This window comes from Ornithinimicrobium carbonis (genome assembly GCF_050703245.1).
Lineage (GTDB): Bacteria > Actinomycetota > Actinomycetes > Actinomycetales > Dermatophilaceae > Ornithinicoccus.
The window spans coordinates 2,875,918-2,894,683 of the sequence record NZ_CP192647.1 but is presented as its reverse complement, the minus strand read 5'-3'; the positions used below and the strand labels follow the sequence as shown (position 1 = coordinate 2,894,683).

Here is an 18,766-nt window from a genome sequence, read left to right as displayed (position 1 = left end):
TCCGCCCTGGGCGGGGTCGACCCGGTCCACCTCCGCCGCCTGCGGCGCCGTGTCCGCCGGGAGGAGATGACTGCCGGGGGCGACCGGTCGGCCGACGAGGTGCTGGCGGACGCGCTGTCCGACGACGACCACCGCCGTGCCCTGCCCTCGGACACACACCCTGACCTGCGCCCGCTGGCCCGACTGGGCCGGGTCCTCGAGGCCGGCCGGGCCGTCCTCCGGGCCGATCCTCCCGGGACCGCTGAGGACGTGCTCTGGGCGGTGTGGGAGGCAGGCGGTCTGGCCCCGGTGTGGACGGAGCAGGCGCACGCCGGGGGAGCGACGGGGGCCCGCGCGGACCGCGACCTGGACGCCGTCATGGTCCTGTTCGGCGCCGCCGAGTCCTACGTCGACCGGCTCCCGGGCAGCTCCCCGCGGGGCTTCCTCGACCACGTCCGCAGCGCCGAGGTCGCCGCCGACAGCCTCGCCGTCGGCGCCCGGGACCGGGAGAGCGTGGAGGTGATCACCCCGCAGGCCGGTGCGGGCCGGCAGTGGCGTCGCGTGGCCGTGGTGGGGGTGCAGGACGGCGTGTGGCCGGACCTGCGGCTGCGGGACACCCTGCTGGGGTCCGAGGCGCTCGTGGACGCAGTGAAGGGCAGGGCCGCGACCGGCCCCGAGGCGGTGCGGGCCGCCCAGGCCCAGGTCCGCGCGGGGGAGCTGCGTCAGTTCCACGTCGCCGTCACCCGCGCGCAGGAGCGGCTGCTCGTCACCGCGGTGTCGAGCACCGAGGACCAGCCCTCCAGCCTGCTCGACCTGGTCCGGCCCGGATATCCGCGGGACCGCCTCGTGACCGTCCCTCCACCGCTGACCCTGAGGGGCATGGTCGGCCAGCTGCGCAGAGAGGCGGTGCGCGCCCAGCGGACCGGCGACCACGGTCGTCGGGACGCCGCGCTCGACGTCCTCCTGAGGCTCGACGCGAGCACGACGCCGGGCACCGACCCCGTCGACTGGTGGGACACCCGGCAGGTCTCGACCGGCCGCCCCCTGGTGCCCGACGGCCCGGTGCGGGTGTCGCCGTCGCACGTGCAGGCCTTCTCGGACTGCTCCCTGCGCTGGTTCCTCACCGGTCGCGGCGGCGAGGACGGACAGGCCGTCAAGGCCGAGATCGGCACCCTCGTCCACGACGTGGTGGCCACCCGGCCGGACGCTGATCTCGACATCCTGCTCGAGGAGCTGGACCGGCGGTGGGCCGACGTGGGGCTGCGGCCCGGGTGGGTCGAGGAGCGCGAGCACCGTCGGGCCCGCGCGATGCTCGTGAAGTACGTCGCCTACGCCTCCGCCGCCTCCTCCGCCGGGCGCACCCTGCTGGGGACCGAGGTGCCGCTCCGCGTGCCGGTGCCGGCCGACGACGCGGCCTGGCGAGACGTGGAGCTGGTGGGTTCCGTGGACCGGCTCGAGCAGGACGGCGAAGGCCGTCTGTGGATCGTGGACCTGAAGACCGGGCGCTCCAAGCCGCCTGCCGCCGACATCGTGGAGCACGCCCAGCTGGGTGCCTACCAGGTGGCGGTGGAGGAGGGCGCCTTCACCGAGCGCGTGGGGTCGGCCCGCAGCGGCGGCGCTCAGCTGGTCCACCTCGGCACGCCGGACAAGACCGTCAGCACCCAGTCGCAGCCTGCCGTGCAGGAGGCGGACGATCCGGCCTGGGCCCGTCGGCTGGTGACGGGCGCCGGCACCGGGATGGCCGGCCACGTCTTCCCGGCCCGGTTGGACGACCAGCGCTGCCGCACCTGCACCGTGCGGTTCTCCTGCCCCCTCCAGCCGGAGGGACAGCAACGATGACGGACCGACCGACCGCCGCGCCCGGCGTGCCCGGGCTTCCGCACCCGCCGCGGTATGGCGCGGACGAGCTGGCGGAGGCGTTGGGCACGGACCGCCCCACGGACGAGCAGAGGGCCGTCGTGGAGTTCGACCTCTCACCGGCGGTGGTGGTCGCCGGCGCGGGATCGGGCAAGACCGAGACGATGGCCTCGCGCGTCATCTGGCTCATCGCGAACGACTACGTCCGGCCGGAGGAGGTGCTGGGCCTGACCTTTACCAGGAAGGCCGCGCACGAGCTGAGCGCGCGCCTGGCCGTCAAGCTCGAGCAGCTGCGCGGCACCGGCCTGTGGCGTCCGGAGTCCTCGTCCGACAGGTCGTACGAGGACGCCTTCGACCTGCCGACCGTCTCCACCTACCACGCCTACGCGGGTCGGCTGGTGGCCGAGCACGGGTTGCGTCTCGGGGTGGAGCCCGACTCCCAGCTGCTGTCCGAGGCCGCCTGCTGGCAGCTGGCGCACGACGTCGTGGCGGGTCACGACGGCGACATGACCGCGACCGAGAAGGCCGAGTCCACCGTCGTGCGGGCCGTCCTGGACCTGGCCGGCGAGCTCGGGGAGCACCTCGTCCAGCCGCACGACGCGCTGGACTGGGTCGAGCGGCTCGCCTCCCGCGTGGCTGCGCTGCCGGGCAAGGGCGGGGGTCGGCCCCTGGCCGTGAGCCGCGACCTGGCGTCGGCGCTCCGGGAGCAGGCGCTGGTCTACCCGCTGGTGCTGCGCTACCGCGAGGCCAAGGCCGAACGTACGTCCCTGGACTTCGGAGACCAGATGGCCCTGGCCGCGCGGCTCGCGCGGGACGTCGAGGCCGTGGCCGCGGGGGAGCGCGCCCGGTACCACGCCGTGCTCCTGGACGAGTTCCAGGACACCTCTGAGGCCCAGATGGTGCTCATGAGCTCGCTGTTCGCCGGCCTCGACCTGCCGATCACCGCGGTCGGCGACCCGCACCAGTCGATCTACGGATGGCGCGGAGCCAGCGCCAGCACCCTCAGCCGGTTCCCGGGCGTCTTCGCCGCGTCGGGCAGGCCGGCGGCCGTGCTGAGCCTGAGCACGTCCTGGCGCAACACGAGGAGCGTGCTCGCGGCCGCCAACGCGGTCGCCGGTGACCTGCAGGCAGCGACGAGGATCCCCGTGCGGACGCTCACACCCTCCCCCTCGGCGGGTCCTGGTCTGGTCGAGGCGGCCCGCCTGGTCGACCACGTCGCCGAGGCCGACCACGTCGCGGCCTGGGTGTCCGAGCACTTCGGTCCGGGGCGCACGGCGGCCGTCCTGTGCCGGGCGCGGGCGCAGTTCCCGGTGCTCGTGGACGCCCTGCGCCGGCGGGGCCTGCCCGTCGAGGTGGTCGGCCTGGGCGGGCTGCTGGACACCCCCGAGATCCTCGACCTCGTCGCCGTCCTGTGGGCGACCCAGGAACCGACCCGCGGCGACCAGGTCATGCGTCTGCTCACCGGGCCGGTCTGCCGCCTGGGGGCGGCGGACGTGGACGCCCTCTGGGCATGGGCCCGGGAGCTGGCCCGGCCGCCCGACGGGGCCGGGAAGGACGGCCGGGAGCACGCCCCGGTCCTGGCCGAGGCGGTGGAGCACCCTCCCACCGTCGACTGGGTGGGACCCCGGGGCCAGCACCTCTCCCCGGAGGGAGCCGACCGCGTCCGTCGTCTGGCCGTCGTCCTGCGGCGACTGCGCTCCCTGGCCGGGCTGGCCCTGCCCGACCTGATCGTCGAGGCGGAGCGGCTGCTCGGTCTCGACCTGGAGGTCGCCGCGGACCCCGACCTGCACCCCGCCTGGGGGCGGGCCCAGCTCGACGCGCTGGCCGACGTCGCCGCCGGGTACGTCGGAAGTGCCGAGCGGGCCACGCTGGGCGGCTTCCTCGACTGGCTCGACGCCGCACGGGAGCACGAGCGGGGCCTGGAGGAGGCGGACGTCCCGGAGCTGGCCGAGGTGCACGTCGACGCCGGGGCCGTGCAGGTCCTGACGGTTCACGCCGCCAAGGGTCTGGAGTGGGACCTCGTCGCCGTGCCCGGCCTGGTGGAAGGCACCTTCCCCTCCGGCCGCGTGCAACCGCGGCCGGAGGTGGGCGGCTGGGTCGTGGGCCCGCGCAAGGACCGGACCTGGCTCACCGGGATCGGTCGGCTGCCGACGCCGCTGCGGGGCGACCGCCAGGACCGGCCGGACCTGGGCTGGGAATCGATGGCCGACACACACGAGCTGCGGGAGGGCCTGGAACAGCTGGCTCTGCAGGGCGGCGCCTACTCCGTCATGGAGGAACGGCGTCTGGCCTACGTCGCCTTCACGCGGGCTCGCCGCCGGATGCTGCTGACGGCCCCCGTGTGGTCGACGGGCAAGCTTCCACGCGTGACCTCCCGGTTCCTCGAGGACGTCCTGGGCGATGCCGACACGTCGGTCAGCACCAGGGAGTGGGCCGAGATGCCGGACCCGGCGGATCCCTCGCAGCACCGCAACCCGCGCCTGGAGGAGGAGGAGACGGCACCCTGGCCGACCACGCCCGACGCCCGCCGGGACGCCGTCAGGGACGTCGCCCGTGCCCTCGTGACGGCCAGGGCGGTCGGCACCGGCGGCGGTCCTGCAGGACCGGAGGTGCCCGAGAAGGCGGAGTGGGACCACCTGGTGGACCTCCTGCTGGCCGAACGGGCCGATCGACGTCCCTCCATCGAGGACGTGCTCCTTCCGGACCACCTGTCCACCTCCGCCGTCGTGGAGCTGTCCAAGGACCCGGTCGCCTTCCTGGCCGCGCTGAGGCGGCCGGTTCCTCGTCGACCTGCTCCGCACGCCCGGCTGGGCACGGCCTTCCACGCGTGGGTGGAGCAGCACTACGCCGCTGCGGCGCTGGTCGACCTGGACGACCTGGAGACCCGGGACGAGGGAGAGGACCCGGGGGAGGAGCTCGAGCGGCTGCAGGAGAACTTCCTGGCCAGCGAGTGGGCCGACCGGGCACCCGTCGCGGTGGAGGTCGCCGTCGAGACCACGGTGGCCGGCCGTCGGGTCAGAGGGCGCCTCGACGCGGTGTTCGGCGACGACGACGGAGGGGTCACCGTGGTCGACTGGAAGACCGGCAGCCCCGGCCCCCCGGAGGCGCAGCAGCACCGGGCCCTCCAGCTGGCCGTGTACCGGCTCGCCTACGCCCGGCTCACCGGACGACCCGAGGCCCAGGTGAGGGCGGCGTTCTTCTACGCCTCCACGGGCACGACCATGCGTCCCGACCTGCCCGGAGAGGTCGCGCTGGAGCGTCTCCTCGCGCAGCTGACGTTCCAGGACGGGGACGCTGCCGGGCGACCCTGACGGTCCGGTGACGCCCGTTCCCTACCGCGGGCCCGCCGGGGGGGGAGTCGTCCGGTCGTCCGCGGCGCGGGCCGGGTCGTCGGGCTCCGCCGGCATGCCGTAGAGCTCGGTCAGCCGGTGCTCGTCGTCCAGCTCCTCGGGGTCCTCCTCCAGCCGCGTCCGCTCGTCGGCCTCCCCGGCGTGCGCCTCGGCGTCCTCCACGGGGTCCGCCTGCACGTCCTCGCCGCCGTCCTCCTCCGGGTCGTCCTCGCCGTCGGCCGTAGGCCCGTCCCCGTCCCCCGCCGCGCCGCGCTCGTCGCCCGCGTCGGGCGTCTCCCTCATGACGTCGCCCGTCTCCTGGCCCGGCTCAGCCTCCGAGGCCGGGACGGTCGCGCCAGCGCTCCCGGCCCTGAGGTGGTCGGGGACCGGCACCTCCATCGTCACGTCGTCGCCGTCCGGCTCCTGGGGGGTCACCTGGTCCGCACCGGCAGGAACCTCGGACACGGGGTGACCCTCCGTGGGCTCGTCCACGTCCACGGCCTCGGGTTCCAGAGACACGGCGGTCCCGGCATCCTCCGGGTCGCGCGAGAGTTCCGCCGGGGTGGTCGATCCACGGGCGGTCACGGGCACCAGGGCGTCGTCGTCCTCGGTCAACCGGTCCATGCGGCGCAGCGCCTCCTCGGTGCGGCGGACGACGTCCGCCCGGTCCTCGGCGACCGCCGCCGCCAGGCCGTGGAGCGCGCGGACCTCGGCGTGCAGTCGCGCTCGCACGTGGAGGTAGGGATCCGGTCGCTGCGCGCGGGCCAGGGTGTAGCTCTCCAGCACCGACCGCCACGCCTGGGGGGACGCCTGGGCGCACAGCTCGGCCAGGTCGACGGCGGGGTCGGAGACCGCCGCCTCCTCCCAGCCGGTCACCGCCACCACCCGGCCGGTGGCGGCGTCGTCGTCGGTGAAGGTCACCAGCACCGTGCTTCCCCGGAAGCGGCCGTGGACCGGGGTGGTCGCGAACTGCCACAGCGGTGCGGCGTCGAAGGCCTCCTCCCACCGGGCCAGCAGCCCGGTCGGCACCCGGCCGGTCTCCGCGGCCCGGTCCACCTGCGTGATCAGCCGCTGCCGGCAGCCGGCCGCGTCCAGGACGGGTACGTCCTGCTCCTCGAAGGCCCCCCGGGGGATGTTGTGCACCGCGGCCACAGCCCGGGCCAGAGCGGCGGCCAGACCGGGTCCGGCCGGCACCCGGCGGAGGTCGACCGGCGACCCGTCCACGAACGGGTACACGGCGGCCCGGCCGTCCGGACCCACGTCGGCGTACCCCACGGGTGCCGGCACCTTGAAGGGCACGTGCCGGGACAGCTGCCGGACCAGCTCGTCGTGCTGCTGCAGCCGGGCCCCTGCCACCGGGCTCAGCGGCGCGCGGACGAGCCACCGGCGTCCTGTGGTGTCCTCGACCAGGGCCTGCTGGTGCTCCTCCGGGGAGTCGTCGTCGGCCGGGCCGATCGCCGCCACCGCCACGGGCTTCATCCCGGGGACGGCGGCACTGGCGAGGGCGGCCAGGGCCAGGTCGCTGCGCATCACGGGATCCACCGTATGCGGTGGCCGCCCCGCAGCCCCGCAGGCTGGGCGGTACGTCCCGGGACGGTCGGTCCGGCCACCTACAGTGGCCGGGTGAGCCCGCCCGACGAGACCCTGCTCGACCTGGCGCTGTCCCGTTCCACGGTGCCCAGGTCGGCCCACGAACGTGCGGACGCGGCCACCCTCGAGCGGGCCCTGGCCGACAGCGGTACCCGCGTGGTGGACCTGCTCGAGGGGCGGGCGCGGGTCGTCTCCGGCCCGTCGGCCCGGCTCGCGCTGCGCGCGCCGCGGGACGAGGACGCCGGGCGGACCCCCTGGTTCCTCGGTCGGCACGGGGGAACGGCATACCTCGCGGTCGACCTGGGCGTCGCCGAGGAGGACGGAGCCGGTGCGCACGTCGACGGTGCGCAGCACCAGGAGTGGGCCTCCCTCCGGGAGGTCGGGGCCGACCTGGACGACCTGGAGGCGGGCCTGCTCACGACGGCCACCGCCCTGCACGGCTGGCACCGTACCCACCGGCACTGCCCCCGGTGCGGGGACACGACGGACGTGGTGCAGGCGGGGTGGGTCCGCCGCTGCCGGCGGGACGGTTCGGAGCACTACCCGCGGACCGACCCGGCCGTGATCATGGCCGTCGTCGACGACGCGGACCGGCTGCTCCTCGCCACGGGACGGCCGTGGCCCGACGGCCGCGTCTCGGTGCTCGCCGGCTTCGTGGAGGCGGGGGAGACCCTGGAGGCCGCCGTCGCCCGAGAGGTCCACGAGGAGGTGGGGGTCGAGGTGACGGACGTGCAGTACCGCGGGAACCAGCCGTGGCCCTTCCCCGCCTCGCTCATGCTCGGCTTCCGCGCCCGGGCGGCGACGGTCGCCCTCACGGTCGACCCCGTCGAGCTCAGGTATGCCGCGTGGTACACCCGGGAGGAGCTGCGGACGCGCGTCCAGGAGGGCACGCACACCCTGCCCTCCCGCGTCTCGATCGCCCGTGTCCTCATCGAGGAGTGGCTTGGCGGCCCGGTCGACGCGCCTCCGGGGAGGGACGACCGATGACCCGGCCAGCGGCCGACCGATCGCCGGAGGACCTGCTGGCGGGCCTGGACCCCGAGCAGCGTCAGGTCGCCGGGAACCCCACCGGCCCGATGGTCGTCCTGGCCGGGGCCGGGACGGGCAAGACACGGGCGATCACCCACCGCATCGCCTACGGCGTGGCCACCGGTGCCTACCACCCCGGGCGCGTGCTGGCCGTGACCTTCACCGCCCGTGCGGCGGGGGAGATGCGTACCCGGCTGCGGAGCCTCGGGGTCCCCTCCGTGCAGGCGCGGACGTTCCACGCCGCCGCGCTGCGCCAGCTGCAGTTCTTCTGGCCGCAGGCCGTCGGCGGGGCTCCGCCGGACGTCGTGGCACAGAAGGTCCCCCTGGTGGTCGAGGCCACCGGCCGGCTGCGGCTCCGGCTGGACCGGGCGGGCCTTCGGGACGTCGCCGCGGAGATCGAGTGGGCAAAGGTGAGCATGCATGCTGACCGCCGAGGGCTATCCGGCGGCGGCCAGGGCCGAGGGCCGCCAGCCCGCGGGGCTGGACGCGACCGCGATGGCCCGGGTGCTGGAGGTGTATGCGGAGGTGTGTGCCGAGCGGCACGTCATCGACTTCGAGGACGTCCTGCTGCTCACCGTGGGCCTGTTGGACGAGCATCCCCAGGTGGCCGCCCAGGTGCACCAGCAGTACCGCCACTTCGTGGTCGACGAGTACCAGGACGTCAACCGGCTCCAGCAGCACCTCCTGGAGCAGTGGGTGGGACAGCGGGCGGACCTGTGCGTCGTGGGTGATCCCGCCCAGTCCATCTACTCCTTCACCGGGGCCTCCGCCGACCACCTGCTCTCCTTCTCCCAGCGACACCAGGACGCGCGCACGGTCCGTCTCGTCCGCAACTACCGCAGCTCCCCGCAGGTGGTCCACCTGGCCAATCTGGTGCTGGGTGGGGGTCGACGCTCCGGTGGCCGCCCGGACGGGGAGGCCCCGCCGACCCCGGGCCGCGGTGCGACGGTGGAGCTCGTCGCCCAGGCGGCGGACGGTCCGGAACCCACGCTGACGGCCTACGACGACGACGAGGCGGAGGCGCGGGGGGTGGCTCACCGCGTCGCCACGCTCATGGGGGAGGGCGTACCCGCCAGCGAGATCGCGGTCCTCTACCGGACCAACAGCCAGTCGGAGGCCGTCGAGTCCGCGCTGGCCCAGGCCGGTGTCCCCTACCTGGTTCGGGGCGGGGAGCGCTTCTTCTCCCGGGCCGAGGTCCGCTCGGCGGTCCTGCTGCTCCGCGGCGCGGTGCGGTCCGACGACGGGTCCTCGGGCCTAGGGGAGAACGTCCGGGCCGTGCTCTCCGGTGCCGGCTGGTCCCCGGAGCCGCCCCCGGGCGGAGGAGCCACCCGGGAACGGTGGGAGAGCCTGCAGGCGATCGCCCTGCTCGCCGACGACCTGGAACGCTCCTCGCCGGGGGCCCGGACCGCCGAGCTGGTCGCCGAGCTCGACCGCCGGGCCGCGGAGCAGCACGCCCCCACCGTCCAGGGCATCACCCTGGCCTCCCTCCACGCCGCCAAGGGCCTGGAGTGGGACGCCGTGCTGCTGATCGGCTGCAGCGAGGGGCTGCTGCCCATCACGCTGGCCGACAGCCCCGAACGGGTGGAGGAGGAGCGTCGTCTGCTCTACGTGGGAGTGACCCGGGCACGACGTCACCTCGACCTGAGCTGGGCGGGGTCGCGGTCCGCGGGCGGACGGTCGACCCGGAAGGTCTCCCGGTTCCTGGCGCCGGCCGCCCCGGTGCTCGGCGGGTCGGCCGCCGGCCCGTCGGGCGGACGCTCCAGGGGCCGACGCGCGGCGTCCGGCTCGCGGACCCCCCGGACCTGCCGCACCTGCGGCACGCTGCTCTCCGGGGCGGGGGAGCGCAAGATCGGTCGGTGCTCGCAGTGCCCTCCGACCTACGACGAGGCGACGTTCGAGCAGCTGCGCCAGTGGCGGCTGGAGGTCGCCCGGTCCTCGGGCGTGCCGGCCTTCGTGGTGTTCACCGACGCGACGCTGACGGCCATCGCGGAGACCGACCCCGTCGACCCGGCAGGGCTGCGTGCCATCTCGGGTGTCGGTGAGCGCAAGCTCGACCTCTACGGGCAGGGCGTCCTGGACGTGCTCCGACAGGCCCGTGAGGCCGGTCCGGGGCCCGGCGGCACCGCCCCGGTCTGACCTGCGCAGGTCCGTCGCAGGAAAAAACCGTTGCCAGGGCGGACGGTTCGTCCTAGAGTTGTTCGGGTCCAGCCCACGGCAGGTCCGTGGGGTCCAGCGCAGACGGAAGGAGGGTGGCCAGCATGAAGACGATCGTCCTCGGTCACGGCGACCTCGACGTCGCGGCACGCCCCTCCGGCGCGGCCGCCCGGCGGTCCGTCCTGCGCCCGTGGGAAAGCTCTGTCCTCGGAGCCTTCGCCGGCGGACGCACGGAGCGTCCCACCGCCACCCTGCCCACCGACCCCACCCTGGACCAGACCGCTCACCGGACCACGTAGGCCGACCGCCTGCCGACCTCCGGCCGCGAGTCCTCGTCCGAGGGCCCGCGGCCGTTCTGCTGTCCACCTCCTTTCGCGCGGAGGGCGGCGCGGACGCGGGGCCACCGCCCAGGAGCACCCCGATGTCGAGCCCCCCGCCTGGCCTCACCCAGGACGACCACCGCACCCGCCCGTCGAGCCACCCCACCCGCCCGTCGAGCCACCCCACCAGCCCGTCCGAGGAAGGACCTGCCGTGTCCGGCGCACCGACCACCGCGACCCTCGCCACCACGACCCTCGCCACCACGACCAGCTGCTCGGACGCCACCAGCGGCACGCGCCCGGTCCTGGAGGACCTGCCCTGCCGTCGTCACCCGGCCGACCTGTGGTTCGCCGAGCTTCCCCAGGAGGTGGAGCTCGCCAAGGAGCTCTGCGGCGACTGCCCGATCCGTCAGGCGTGCCTGACCGAGGCCCTGCGCCGGGCGGAACCCTGGGGCGTGTGGGGCGGCCAGCTCGTGCTGCAGGGCAAGGTCGTGGCCCGCAAGCGCCCCCGCGGCCGTCCGCGCAAGGACGAGGTGGCAGCCTAGCCCCAGCCCGAGCCCGAGCCCGAGCCCCCGGCCGGCCAGCCGGTGTGCCACGGGCAGCGGTGATGGGTCGCCCACCGTCTCAGGACCACGTGCGGCGGGTGCGGGCCGACCTCGTGGGAGAGGCCAGGCTGCACGGGACGGCCCTCCCGGATCGCGTCCACGAGAAGCAGGACCAGACCCTCGACCGCCGCCTGCAGGGACTCCGGGACCGGGGAGGGGGAGATCTGCTCGACCGGGTGGCCGAGATGCGTCGCCACGAGCGGCCAGTGCGCGTCGCGGTCGCACCGGTGCAGGTCCAGGCAGTGCAGACAAGGACCCTCGGGGGTGGTGACCGGCCCGACGACGACCCTGCGCGGCTGCACCACCACGGGCAGGAGCGTCCGCCCGGACCGGGCGGCGGCGAGTCCGACCTCCGGCGGCACGACGTGCTGGTGGACCACCACCTCGAGCAGCGCTCCGGCCGGGCCCGCAGGCGCGGCACCTCCCAGCGAGAGGCGCAGACGCCGGGCGAGCGGCCCCGCACCACGGACCTGCACCTGTGGACCGCCGTCGGACGCGTCGCGTGGGCCGGTGGCCAGCGCGGCAGCCACCCTGCGGGCGGTGTGCGCCCACGGCCCCGGCGTCGTGCGGCTCCGGGGCGACCCGCCCTCGACCGCGCCGCCCGGGCCGCCGTCCACGACGACGGCCCCCGGCCCCACCCCGACCCGCCAGCGGGCGCCCCTCCTCGAGGCGGGCAGGGGGACCGCACCGTCGGCCAGGGGTCGGTCGCCGTCGCGCATGCGGACACCCTGCCACCGCCGCGTGCCCACCCGCCCCGTGCGTCCACAGGGCGGGTGCGCGGAAGGACGTCAGCCGCCGGAGGGGTGCTCGCGTCCCTCGCCGGAGGTGCCGTCCTCGTCGTCCCCCGAGCGGTCATCCGGTCCGCCGGTACCCTCCGACGGGCCCGCCCCGCCCGAGGCCAGCAGCTCCTCGATGTCGGCGTCGGAGATGGAGACGGCGTCCTGCGCGCCGGTGCGCCGCTCGGCATACCCGAGAGGGTCGTCCAGGTCGGCCGCCGTCGGCGCCACGTCGGGGTGACCCCAGGCCTCGTCGCGTGCGGTCTGCCCGTGGGCGGACTCCAGGGCGGCGAAGAGGTTCGCGGCGTCCCGCAGCCGCCGCGGCCGCAGCTCGAGACCGACCAGGGAGGCGAACGTCTTCTCCGCGGGTCCCCCTGTCGCCCTGCGTCGACGGACCGCCTCGGCGAGCGCGTCCGCGTGCGGCAGGTGCTGGTCGGACGCGCGGGCGGCGACGACGTCGACCCAGCCCTCCACGAGCGCCAGCAGGGTCTCCAGGCGGGCGAGGGCCGCCTGCTGCGCCGGGCTGGGCTCGGTCGCGAAGAGGCTGTCGCCCAGGGCCTCCTGCATGGCCTCGTGGTCCTGGGGGTCGGCCTGGCGCACCGCCTCCTCGATGCCGTCGGTGTTGATGCGGATGTCCCGCGCGTACTGCTCCACCGCGCCGAGCAGCTGCGGACCCAGCCAGGGGACGCCGGCGAACAGCCGCACGCGGGCCGCCTCGCGCACCGCCAGGTAGAGGTGGACCTCCCCCCCGTCGAGCTCCAGCCCCTCGGCGAAGGCGGCGACGTTGACCGGCAGCATCGCGACCGACTCGTCACCCATCGCCGGGATGCCGACCTCGGTGCCCGAGACGATCTCGGTGGCCAGCGTGCCGACGGCCTGTCCGACCTGGGCGCCGAACATGCTGGCGCTCATCCGGCGGACCATGGGCTCCATCTGGCCCATCAGCGCCGCCGGGTTCATCCCCGGGGGCAGGCCGGGGATCTCGGGGCCACCCTCCTGCCCCAGCTGGGACATCTGCTCGCGGATGGCAGTGGACATGGCGGTCTGCAGACCCTCGGCCACCGGGGCCGTCAGCCGCTCCCACAGCGGCAGGGTGAGCTCCACCCACTCGGCCCTGCTCAGCGCGCGGGTGGGACCCTCCGGCCGCGGGAGATCGGTCACCTGGTCCAGCCACAGCGAGGCGACCTGGACCACCTGCTCCACGTCCCGCACGGTCCCCGGGCCGACCGAGGCGTCACCGGACTCCTGGGCGACCACCTGGCGGGCGACGTCCCGGGCCAGGTCGGAGTTGACCGGTCCGTCGTCAGCGCCCCCGCCTCCTCCCAGGAGCAGCTCCATCTGGGCGCGCATCTGACGCACCTGCTCGGGGTCCATCGACCCGAGCCCCATGGCCTCCAGCGCCTCACGCATCTGGGGCGGGACGGGTCCGCCGAGCAGGGCCTCGAAAGGGTCGGGCTGGTCGTCGGGGCGTTCGGAGGGTGGTGGGTTCTGCGACACGTCGATCTTGTCCTTCCGCACGGGATCGTTCGCCCCAGCCTGCCACGGGACGGGGCCGGGTTCCGGGCGGCCGGTGGCACCGGCCTTCTCCTGCGACAACGCGCCCACCGGCGAGGACGTTCCGCCAGGTGCCGTGGTCGGCGACGGTCTCGCGGTCGCGCCCAGCACGCTCCCAGGCGGCGTACGGCATGATGGCGCGGTGAGTGCTGAGCCGTCCGTCGTCGCCGAGGTGCGCGACTCCCCGTTGTCCGTGGACGAGGCCCTGGCGGGCGTGCGCCACCCCAGGGCCGGGGCCGTGGCCCTCTTCGTCGGCACCGTGAGGGAGCACGACGAGGGCCGGGAGGGGGTGTCCCTGCTGGAGTACAGCGCCCATCCGGACGCCGTGGCCCACCTGAGCAGGATCGCCACCTCAGTCGCCGCCGAGGACCAGGTGCTGGGGGTGTATGCCGTGCACCGCTCGGGTGCGCTGCACGTGGGCGACCTGGCCGTCGTGTGCGCCGTGGCCGCGGAGCACCGCGCCGAGGCCTTCGACGGTGCCCGTCGCCTGGTCGAGGAGCTCAAGGCGCAGGTGCCCATCTGGAAGAAGCAGCAGTGGTCCGAGGGCGACCACAGCTGGGTCGGTCTGTGAGGAGGGGGCGGTGAGCGAGGGATACCACCACGGCTACCCCCAGCAGCCCAGGACGAAGGTGCCGCACACCGGCATCGGCCGGCGCTCCGGCGCGGCCCTGCTGCTGGTCCCGCTGCTCGTGGTGGCCGGCGCGGCGGCGAGCTGGGTCGGCGTCGACAAGGTCGTCTACGAGCCAGGTCCCCTCTTCGACACGCTGGACTCCATCGACGGGACGCCCGTGGTCGAGCTCGACCCGGAGCTCGAGGACCATCCGACCGAGGGCGACCTGTTCTTCACCACGGTGCGCCTGGACGGTGGGCCGGGGGAGAAGGTGACGCTGCTGGAGTGGGGCCGGGCGGCGCTCGACCCCGCGCTGACCGTCCACCCCCGGGAGGACATCTTTCCCGAGCAGGTGACGGCCGAGCAGGTGCGCGAGCAGAACACCGAGCTGATGGAGCACTCCCAGCAGGACGCCGCCGTCGTCGCGCTGCGCGAGGCGGGCCTGGAGGTCCCCGAGGAGATCGTCGTGGCCCAGGTGATCGCCGACGCCCCGGCCGACGGGGTCCTGCACGTGGACGACGAGATCCTCACGGTGGAGGGGGAGGAGATGACGGACGCCGAGACCGTCCGGTCCCGGCTGCAAGAGGTGACCGCGGGGGAGAGCGCGAGCATGACGCTGCTCCGCGAGGGCGAGGAGGTCACCCTGGACGTGCCGACCGTGCGGGACGAGGAGACGGGTCGGACCATCGTGGGCGTCTACCTGGCCCCGCGCTACGACATGCCCTACGACGTGACGATCAGTGCCGGCAACGTCGGCGGCCCCAGCGCCGGGCTCATGTTCTCCCTGGCCATCTACGACCGGATCACCCCAGGCGCCCTCACCGGTGGCCGCTCCGTGGCCGGGACCGGCACCATCAGCGGACTGGGCAACGTGGGCCCGATCAGCGGCATCCGCCAGAAGATGTATGCGGCGGACGACGCGGGCGTCGAGCTCTTCCTCGCACCGTCCGAGAACTGCGACGAGGTGCTTCAGGGGCAGCCCGCGGACCTGCTCGTCGTCCCGGTCGCCACGTTCGACGAGGCCCGTGCGCACGTCGAGGCGGTGGCTTCCGCCGACGACGTGGACGGGCTGGACCTGCCGACCTGCCGCACCCTTGCCGAGGAGCAGGCCCCCGCCACGGGGTGACCCGAGCGCTCAGTCGTCGCGCAGCGTCGCGGCCAGCGCGTGGGTGAGACCGGGGGCGATGTCACGCCCGACGGCGACGGCGTCGTCCTCGTCGTGGTCGCGCTGACGAAGCAGGCAGATCTGCTCGCCGTCGCGCAGGCAGGCGGCCAGGAGGCGCACGTCCTTGCGCCCAGGATGTCCGGCCAGCCGGTCGGTGGCCTCGCGCGGGTCGTCGGGCAGGTCCCGCTCGGCCTCCGGGGGGACGACGATGCGCTCGACGGACAGGGCCACCCCGTCCACCTCCGCCGGCCAGGCCATGCGCCCCAGGAGGGACTCCAGGTCCGACGTCTTCGGCAGGCCCTCCTGCTCGATGGCGGTGTACCCCTCGTACTCGGCGGTGCCCAGCCGGTCCAGCAGGGAGGGCTCCCGCTCGCGCAGCACGCTGGTGCGGACGAGGGCGAAGAGGCGCGGGGGCTGGTCCCACCCGACCCGGGCGACGTGGCGCTCGGTGTCGACGGCGGCGGTCAGCAGCGCTGAGGGGGTCGGGGCAGGATCGTGCTGGCTCACCCGACCATGGTGCCACCCCGGCGGTGAGGGAACTTCCAGGTCCGGCGTCTAGGGTGGGCGCGTGAGCGACCAGGACAGCACGCCCGACCCCGACGAGCCCGTGGGCCCGCCCTCCGGGGGTGGCTCCGGCCCGGCCGAGGGACCACGAGGAGGTCCGTTCGGCCCGCTGGGTGCCGGCGGCGCCGCCGGTGGTGGTGGGCGCGGGCCAGGCGGTCCCGGGGGTGCCCGGCCGGGGCGCCCCGGCCCCGGGTCCGGTGGTCCCCGCCGACCCTCCGGACCCCGGCGCCCGGGCGGCGCCGGCCGCAGCCGGTGGGTCCCCACCCTGTTCGTGCTCGTGGCCCTGCTGTCGGTGGTGGGCTACGCGTCCACGCTCTGGACGGAGTTCCTCTGGTACGACTCGGTCGGCTTCCGCACGGTCCTGACGACCCGTCTGCTGACCCAGGTGGCGCTCTTCCTCCTCGCGGGTGCGCTGACCGCCCTGGTGGTCTGGTCGGGTCTGTGGCTGGCGTGGCGGCACCGACCCGTCTACGCACCGAGCACACCGGAGCAGGCCGCGCTGGACCGCTACCGCAGCGCCCTGGACCCGGTCCGCAAGCTGGTCTTCGTGGCCGTCCCCCTGCTGCTGGGCGCCTTCACCGGCACCGCGGCCGCGTCCCAGTGGCAGAACATCCTCCTCTTCATCCACCGGGAGCCGTTCGGGGTCGAGGACCCGGAGTTCGGGCTGGACGTGGGGTTCTTCGTCTTCAGCCTGCCGTTCTGGCAGATGGTCGTCTCCTACAGCACGCTGGTGCTGGGCCTGAGCCTGGTGGGGGCTCTGGTGACCCACTACATCTACGGCGGCCTGCAGCTGCAGGCCGGACCGGGGCGTCCTCGGACCACGACCGCGGCCCGCATCCACCTGGCCGTCCTCCTGGCGCTGCTGCTGGTCGTCCGCGCCGGCGGCTACTGGATCGAGCGCTTCACCCTGTCGATGAACGAGCACGCGCGCATCACCGGCATGACCTACACCGACGTCAACGCCGTGCTCCCCACCCGCAGCATCCTGGCCGTGGCCTCCCTGCTGGCCGCCGCCTTCTTCCTGTCCACGATCTGGACCAAGGCCTGGCGGCTGCCGCTCATCAGCCTGGCCGGCCTGCTGGTGGTGTCGCTGCTGCTCGGCGGGGTCTACCCCTCGCTTGTCCAGTCGCTGCAGGTCCGGCCCTCGGAGGCCCAGCTCGAGGTCCCCTACATCGAGCGGGCGATCGACAGCACGCTCAGCGCCTACGACCTGGACGGGTTGGAGAAGATCGACTTCGACGCCGAGACCGAGGCCGAGCCCGGACAGCTGCGCGCCGACGCGGACACCATCCCCGGGATCCGCATCGTCGACCCCTCGGTGGTCTCTCCGACGTTCCGCCAGCTCCAGGGCGTGCGCAACTACTACCAGTTCGCCGACGCCCTCGACGTGGGCAGCTACGAGATCGACGGCGAGACCGTGGACACGGTCATCGCCGTGCGCGAGCTCAACCTGGACGGCATCTCGGCCGGTCAGCGCAACTGGGTGAACGACCATACGGTGTACACCCACGGCTTCGGCGTGGTGGCCGCCTACGGCAACCGTCGCTCCACCGAGGGTGAGCCGCTCTTCTTCGAGCGCAACATCCCTCCGGTGGGCGGGCTGGGCGACTACGAGCCCCGGATCTACTTCGGCGAGGCCTCGACGAACTACTCTCCATCGTCGGCGCCGCCGAAGGGGAGGGACCCCGCGAGCTCGACTACCCCGCCAGCGGCAACGAGACCGGCGAGGTGCGCAACACCTACGCCGGGTCCGGCGGCGTGGAGATCGGGTCGATCGTGCGCCGGGCGGCCTACGCGATCAAGTACCGCCAGATCGAGATCATGCTCTCGGACTCCCTCAACGAGAACTCCCGCATGCTCGACCACCGGGAGCCCCGCGAGAGGGTGGAGCGGGTCGCCCCGTGGCTCCGGCTGGACGGCAACCCCTACCCGGCGGTCGTCGACGGCCGGGTCCAGTGGATCGTGGACGGCTACACGGTGAGCGACCGCTACCCCTACAGCCAGATGGAGGACCTGGGCGCCTCCACGGCGGACTCCCTCCAGCAGGCGGAGAACATCGCCTCGATCGGGCAGGGCCAGGTCAACTACATCCGCAACTCGGTAAAGGCGACCGTGGACGCCTACGACGGCACGGTGCGGCTCTACACCTGGGACGAGGAGGACCCCCTGCTCATGGCGTGGTCCAAGGCCTTCGACGGCACCGTCCTGCCGATGTCGCAGATCGACGGCGACCTGATGGACCACCTGCGCTACCCCGAGGACCTGTTCAAGGTGCAGCGCTCGGTGCTCTCCCGCTACCACGTGCAGGACGCGGGGTCGTTCTTCACCGGTCAGGACTTCTGGACCGTCTCCGAGGACCCCAGCGTGCCGGGCGAGACCAAGCCCGACATGCCGCCGCACTACCTCTCGGTGGCGCTGCCGGGGCAGGACGAGCCGACCTTCAGCCTGACGACCACCTACATCCCGGCGGGGTCGCAGCGGCAGAACCTCACCGGCTACCTCGCGGTGGACGCCGACGCCGGCAGCCAGGCGGGCCAGCGTCGGGAGGACTACGGTCAGCTCCGCGTCCTGGTCCTGCCGCGCGACACCACGGTCCGCGGGCCGGGCCAGTTCCAGAACGACATCAACTCCTCGGACGCCAACTCCGAGGCGTTCGCCCAGACGCTGTCGCAGTTCATCAACCTGAACAGCTCGGACGACTCCCGGGTCGACTACGGCAACCTGCTGACCCTGCCCGTCGGTGGCGGCCTGCTCTACGTCGAGCCCATCTACGTGCAGGCCCGCAGCGCCTCCGCCTACCCGCTGCAGCGCGTGGTCGTCGTCGCCTTCGGCAACGACCTGGCCTGGTCGGACACCCTCGACGGGGCTCTCGACGAGCTCTTCGGCGGGGACTCCGGCGCGACCGCGGGCGACGCCGGGGCCTCGGGCTCGCCCGGGGAGGAGGCCGAGCAGCCCGCGACGGAGACGGAGACCGACCCGGACACCGCGCTGGCCCGTGCCGTCGGGGACATCGAGCAGGCCTACGCCGAGGGGCAGACCGCCCTCGAGGCCGGTGACTGGGAGGCCTACGGCCAGGCCCAGGAGCGGCTGCAGGACGCCATCGAGCGCGCCGTGCAGGCGAGCCCGGAGGGCGGCTCGGTGTCGGTCGACGGAGCGGACCAGACCCAGGCGCCCGGTGACGGGGCGGAGGCCACCGCCGAGCCGTGAGTGCTGCGGGCGGCCCGGGCCGCGGGG

The 18,766-nt window shown here is 74.5% G+C and carries 12 protein-coding genes and 2 pseudogenes; 10 read left to right on the top strand and 4 right to left on the bottom strand.

The genetic code is table 11. From position 1 onward, the window contains the following. The first annotated feature begins 66 nt into the window (after positions 1-66). Positions 67-1,818 (top strand): PD-(D/E)XK nuclease family protein, encoded by a 1,752-nt coding sequence (locus ACQ95T_RS14495; RefSeq protein ID WP_431473839.1) that lies wholly within the window; start codon positions 67-69, stop codon positions 1,816-1,818. Continuing rightward, positions 1,815-5,147 carry an ATP-dependent helicase gene (locus tag ACQ95T_RS14490; protein WP_425941684.1) on the top strand — a complete coding sequence of 1,111 codons (3,333 nt, stop codon included), beginning with the start codon at positions 1,815-1,817 and terminating at the stop codon, positions 5,145-5,147. Before ACQ95T_RS14495 ends, ACQ95T_RS14490 begins: the two co-directional genes overlap by 4 nt. Before the next feature lie 21 nt (positions 5,148-5,168). On the opposite strand, the gene ACQ95T_RS14485 is transcribed toward ACQ95T_RS14490, so the two are convergent. Continuing rightward, a complete protein-coding gene (locus ACQ95T_RS14485; RefSeq protein WP_431473838.1) occupies positions 5,169-6,695 on the bottom strand; it encodes a phosphotransferase in 1,527 nt (508 codons plus the stop codon). Between the two features lie 93 nt (positions 6,696-6,788). Here ACQ95T_RS14485 and nudC point away from each other — a divergent pair, with 93 nt between their 5' ends. The 4 genes and pseudogenes from nudC to ACQ95T_RS14465 all read left to right on the top strand — a co-directional run bounded on the left by nudC (position 6,789) and on the right by ACQ95T_RS14465 (position 10,803). Next, positions 6,789-7,742, top strand: a complete 954-nt coding sequence (nudC, locus tag ACQ95T_RS14480) for an NAD(+) diphosphatase (RefSeq protein ID WP_425941682.1) — start codon at positions 6,789-6,791, stop codon at positions 7,740-7,742. Beyond that, positions 7,739-9,920, top strand: a pseudogene (locus ACQ95T_RS14475) (ATP-dependent DNA helicase UvrD2). Before nudC ends, ACQ95T_RS14475 begins: the two are co-directional and overlap by 4 nt. A gap of 122 nt (positions 9,921-10,042) precedes the next feature. Continuing rightward, positions 10,043-10,237, top strand: coding sequence for a hypothetical protein (locus tag ACQ95T_RS14470; RefSeq protein WP_425941678.1), 195 nt, complete (start codon positions 10,043-10,045; stop codon positions 10,235-10,237). 326 nt (positions 10,238-10,563) lie between these two features. Further along, positions 10,564-10,803 carry a WhiB family transcriptional regulator gene (locus ACQ95T_RS14465; protein ID WP_425941847.1) on the top strand — a complete coding sequence of 80 codons (240 nt, stop codon included), beginning with the start codon at positions 10,564-10,566 and terminating at the stop codon, positions 10,801-10,803. On the opposite strand, the gene ACQ95T_RS14460 is transcribed toward ACQ95T_RS14465, so the two are convergent. Together ACQ95T_RS14460 and ACQ95T_RS14455 are read right to left on the bottom strand one after the other, a co-directional pair. Further along, positions 10,800-11,582 carry a hypothetical protein gene (locus ACQ95T_RS14460; RefSeq protein WP_425941676.1) on the bottom strand — a complete coding sequence of 261 codons (783 nt, stop codon included), beginning with the start codon at positions 11,580-11,582 and terminating at the stop codon, positions 10,800-10,802. The genes ACQ95T_RS14465 and ACQ95T_RS14460 overlap by 4 nt on opposite strands. 69 nt (positions 11,583-11,651) lie before the next feature. Next, entirely contained in the window at positions 11,652-13,157 is a 1,506-nt protein-coding gene (locus ACQ95T_RS14455; RefSeq protein WP_425941674.1) for a zinc-dependent metalloprotease, read from the bottom strand. A gap of 178 nt (positions 13,158-13,335) precedes the next feature. Here ACQ95T_RS14455 and ACQ95T_RS14450 point away from each other — a divergent pair, with 178 nt between their 5' ends. After that, positions 13,336-13,764, top strand: a complete 429-nt coding sequence (locus tag ACQ95T_RS14450; protein WP_425941672.1) for a molybdenum cofactor biosynthesis protein MoaE — start codon at positions 13,336-13,338, stop codon at positions 13,762-13,764. A 10-nt stretch (positions 13,765-13,774) separates the two neighbouring features. After that, positions 13,775-14,929 (top strand): YlbL family protein, encoded by a 1,155-nt coding sequence (locus ACQ95T_RS14445; protein ID WP_425941671.1) that lies wholly within the window; start codon positions 13,775-13,777, stop codon positions 14,927-14,929. Between the two features lie 9 nt (positions 14,930-14,938). On the opposite strand, the gene ACQ95T_RS14440 is transcribed toward ACQ95T_RS14445, so the two are convergent. Next, positions 14,939-15,475 (bottom strand): PPA1309 family protein, encoded by a 537-nt coding sequence (locus ACQ95T_RS14440; RefSeq protein WP_425941670.1) that lies wholly within the window; start codon positions 15,473-15,475, stop codon positions 14,939-14,941. Positions 15,476-15,536: 61 nt separating this feature from the next. Between ACQ95T_RS14440 and ACQ95T_RS14435 the strand changes: the two are divergent. Next, positions 15,537-17,126: pseudogene (locus tag ACQ95T_RS14435) on the top strand (UPF0182 family protein); the annotation flags it as partial. Positions 17,127-17,188: 62 nt separating this feature from the next. Continuing rightward, positions 17,189-18,739 carry a UPF0182 family protein gene (locus ACQ95T_RS14430; RefSeq protein ID WP_431473837.1) on the top strand — a complete coding sequence of 517 codons (1,551 nt, stop codon included), beginning with the start codon at positions 17,189-17,191 and terminating at the stop codon, positions 18,737-18,739. Positions 18,740-18,766: the final 27 nt, after the last annotated feature.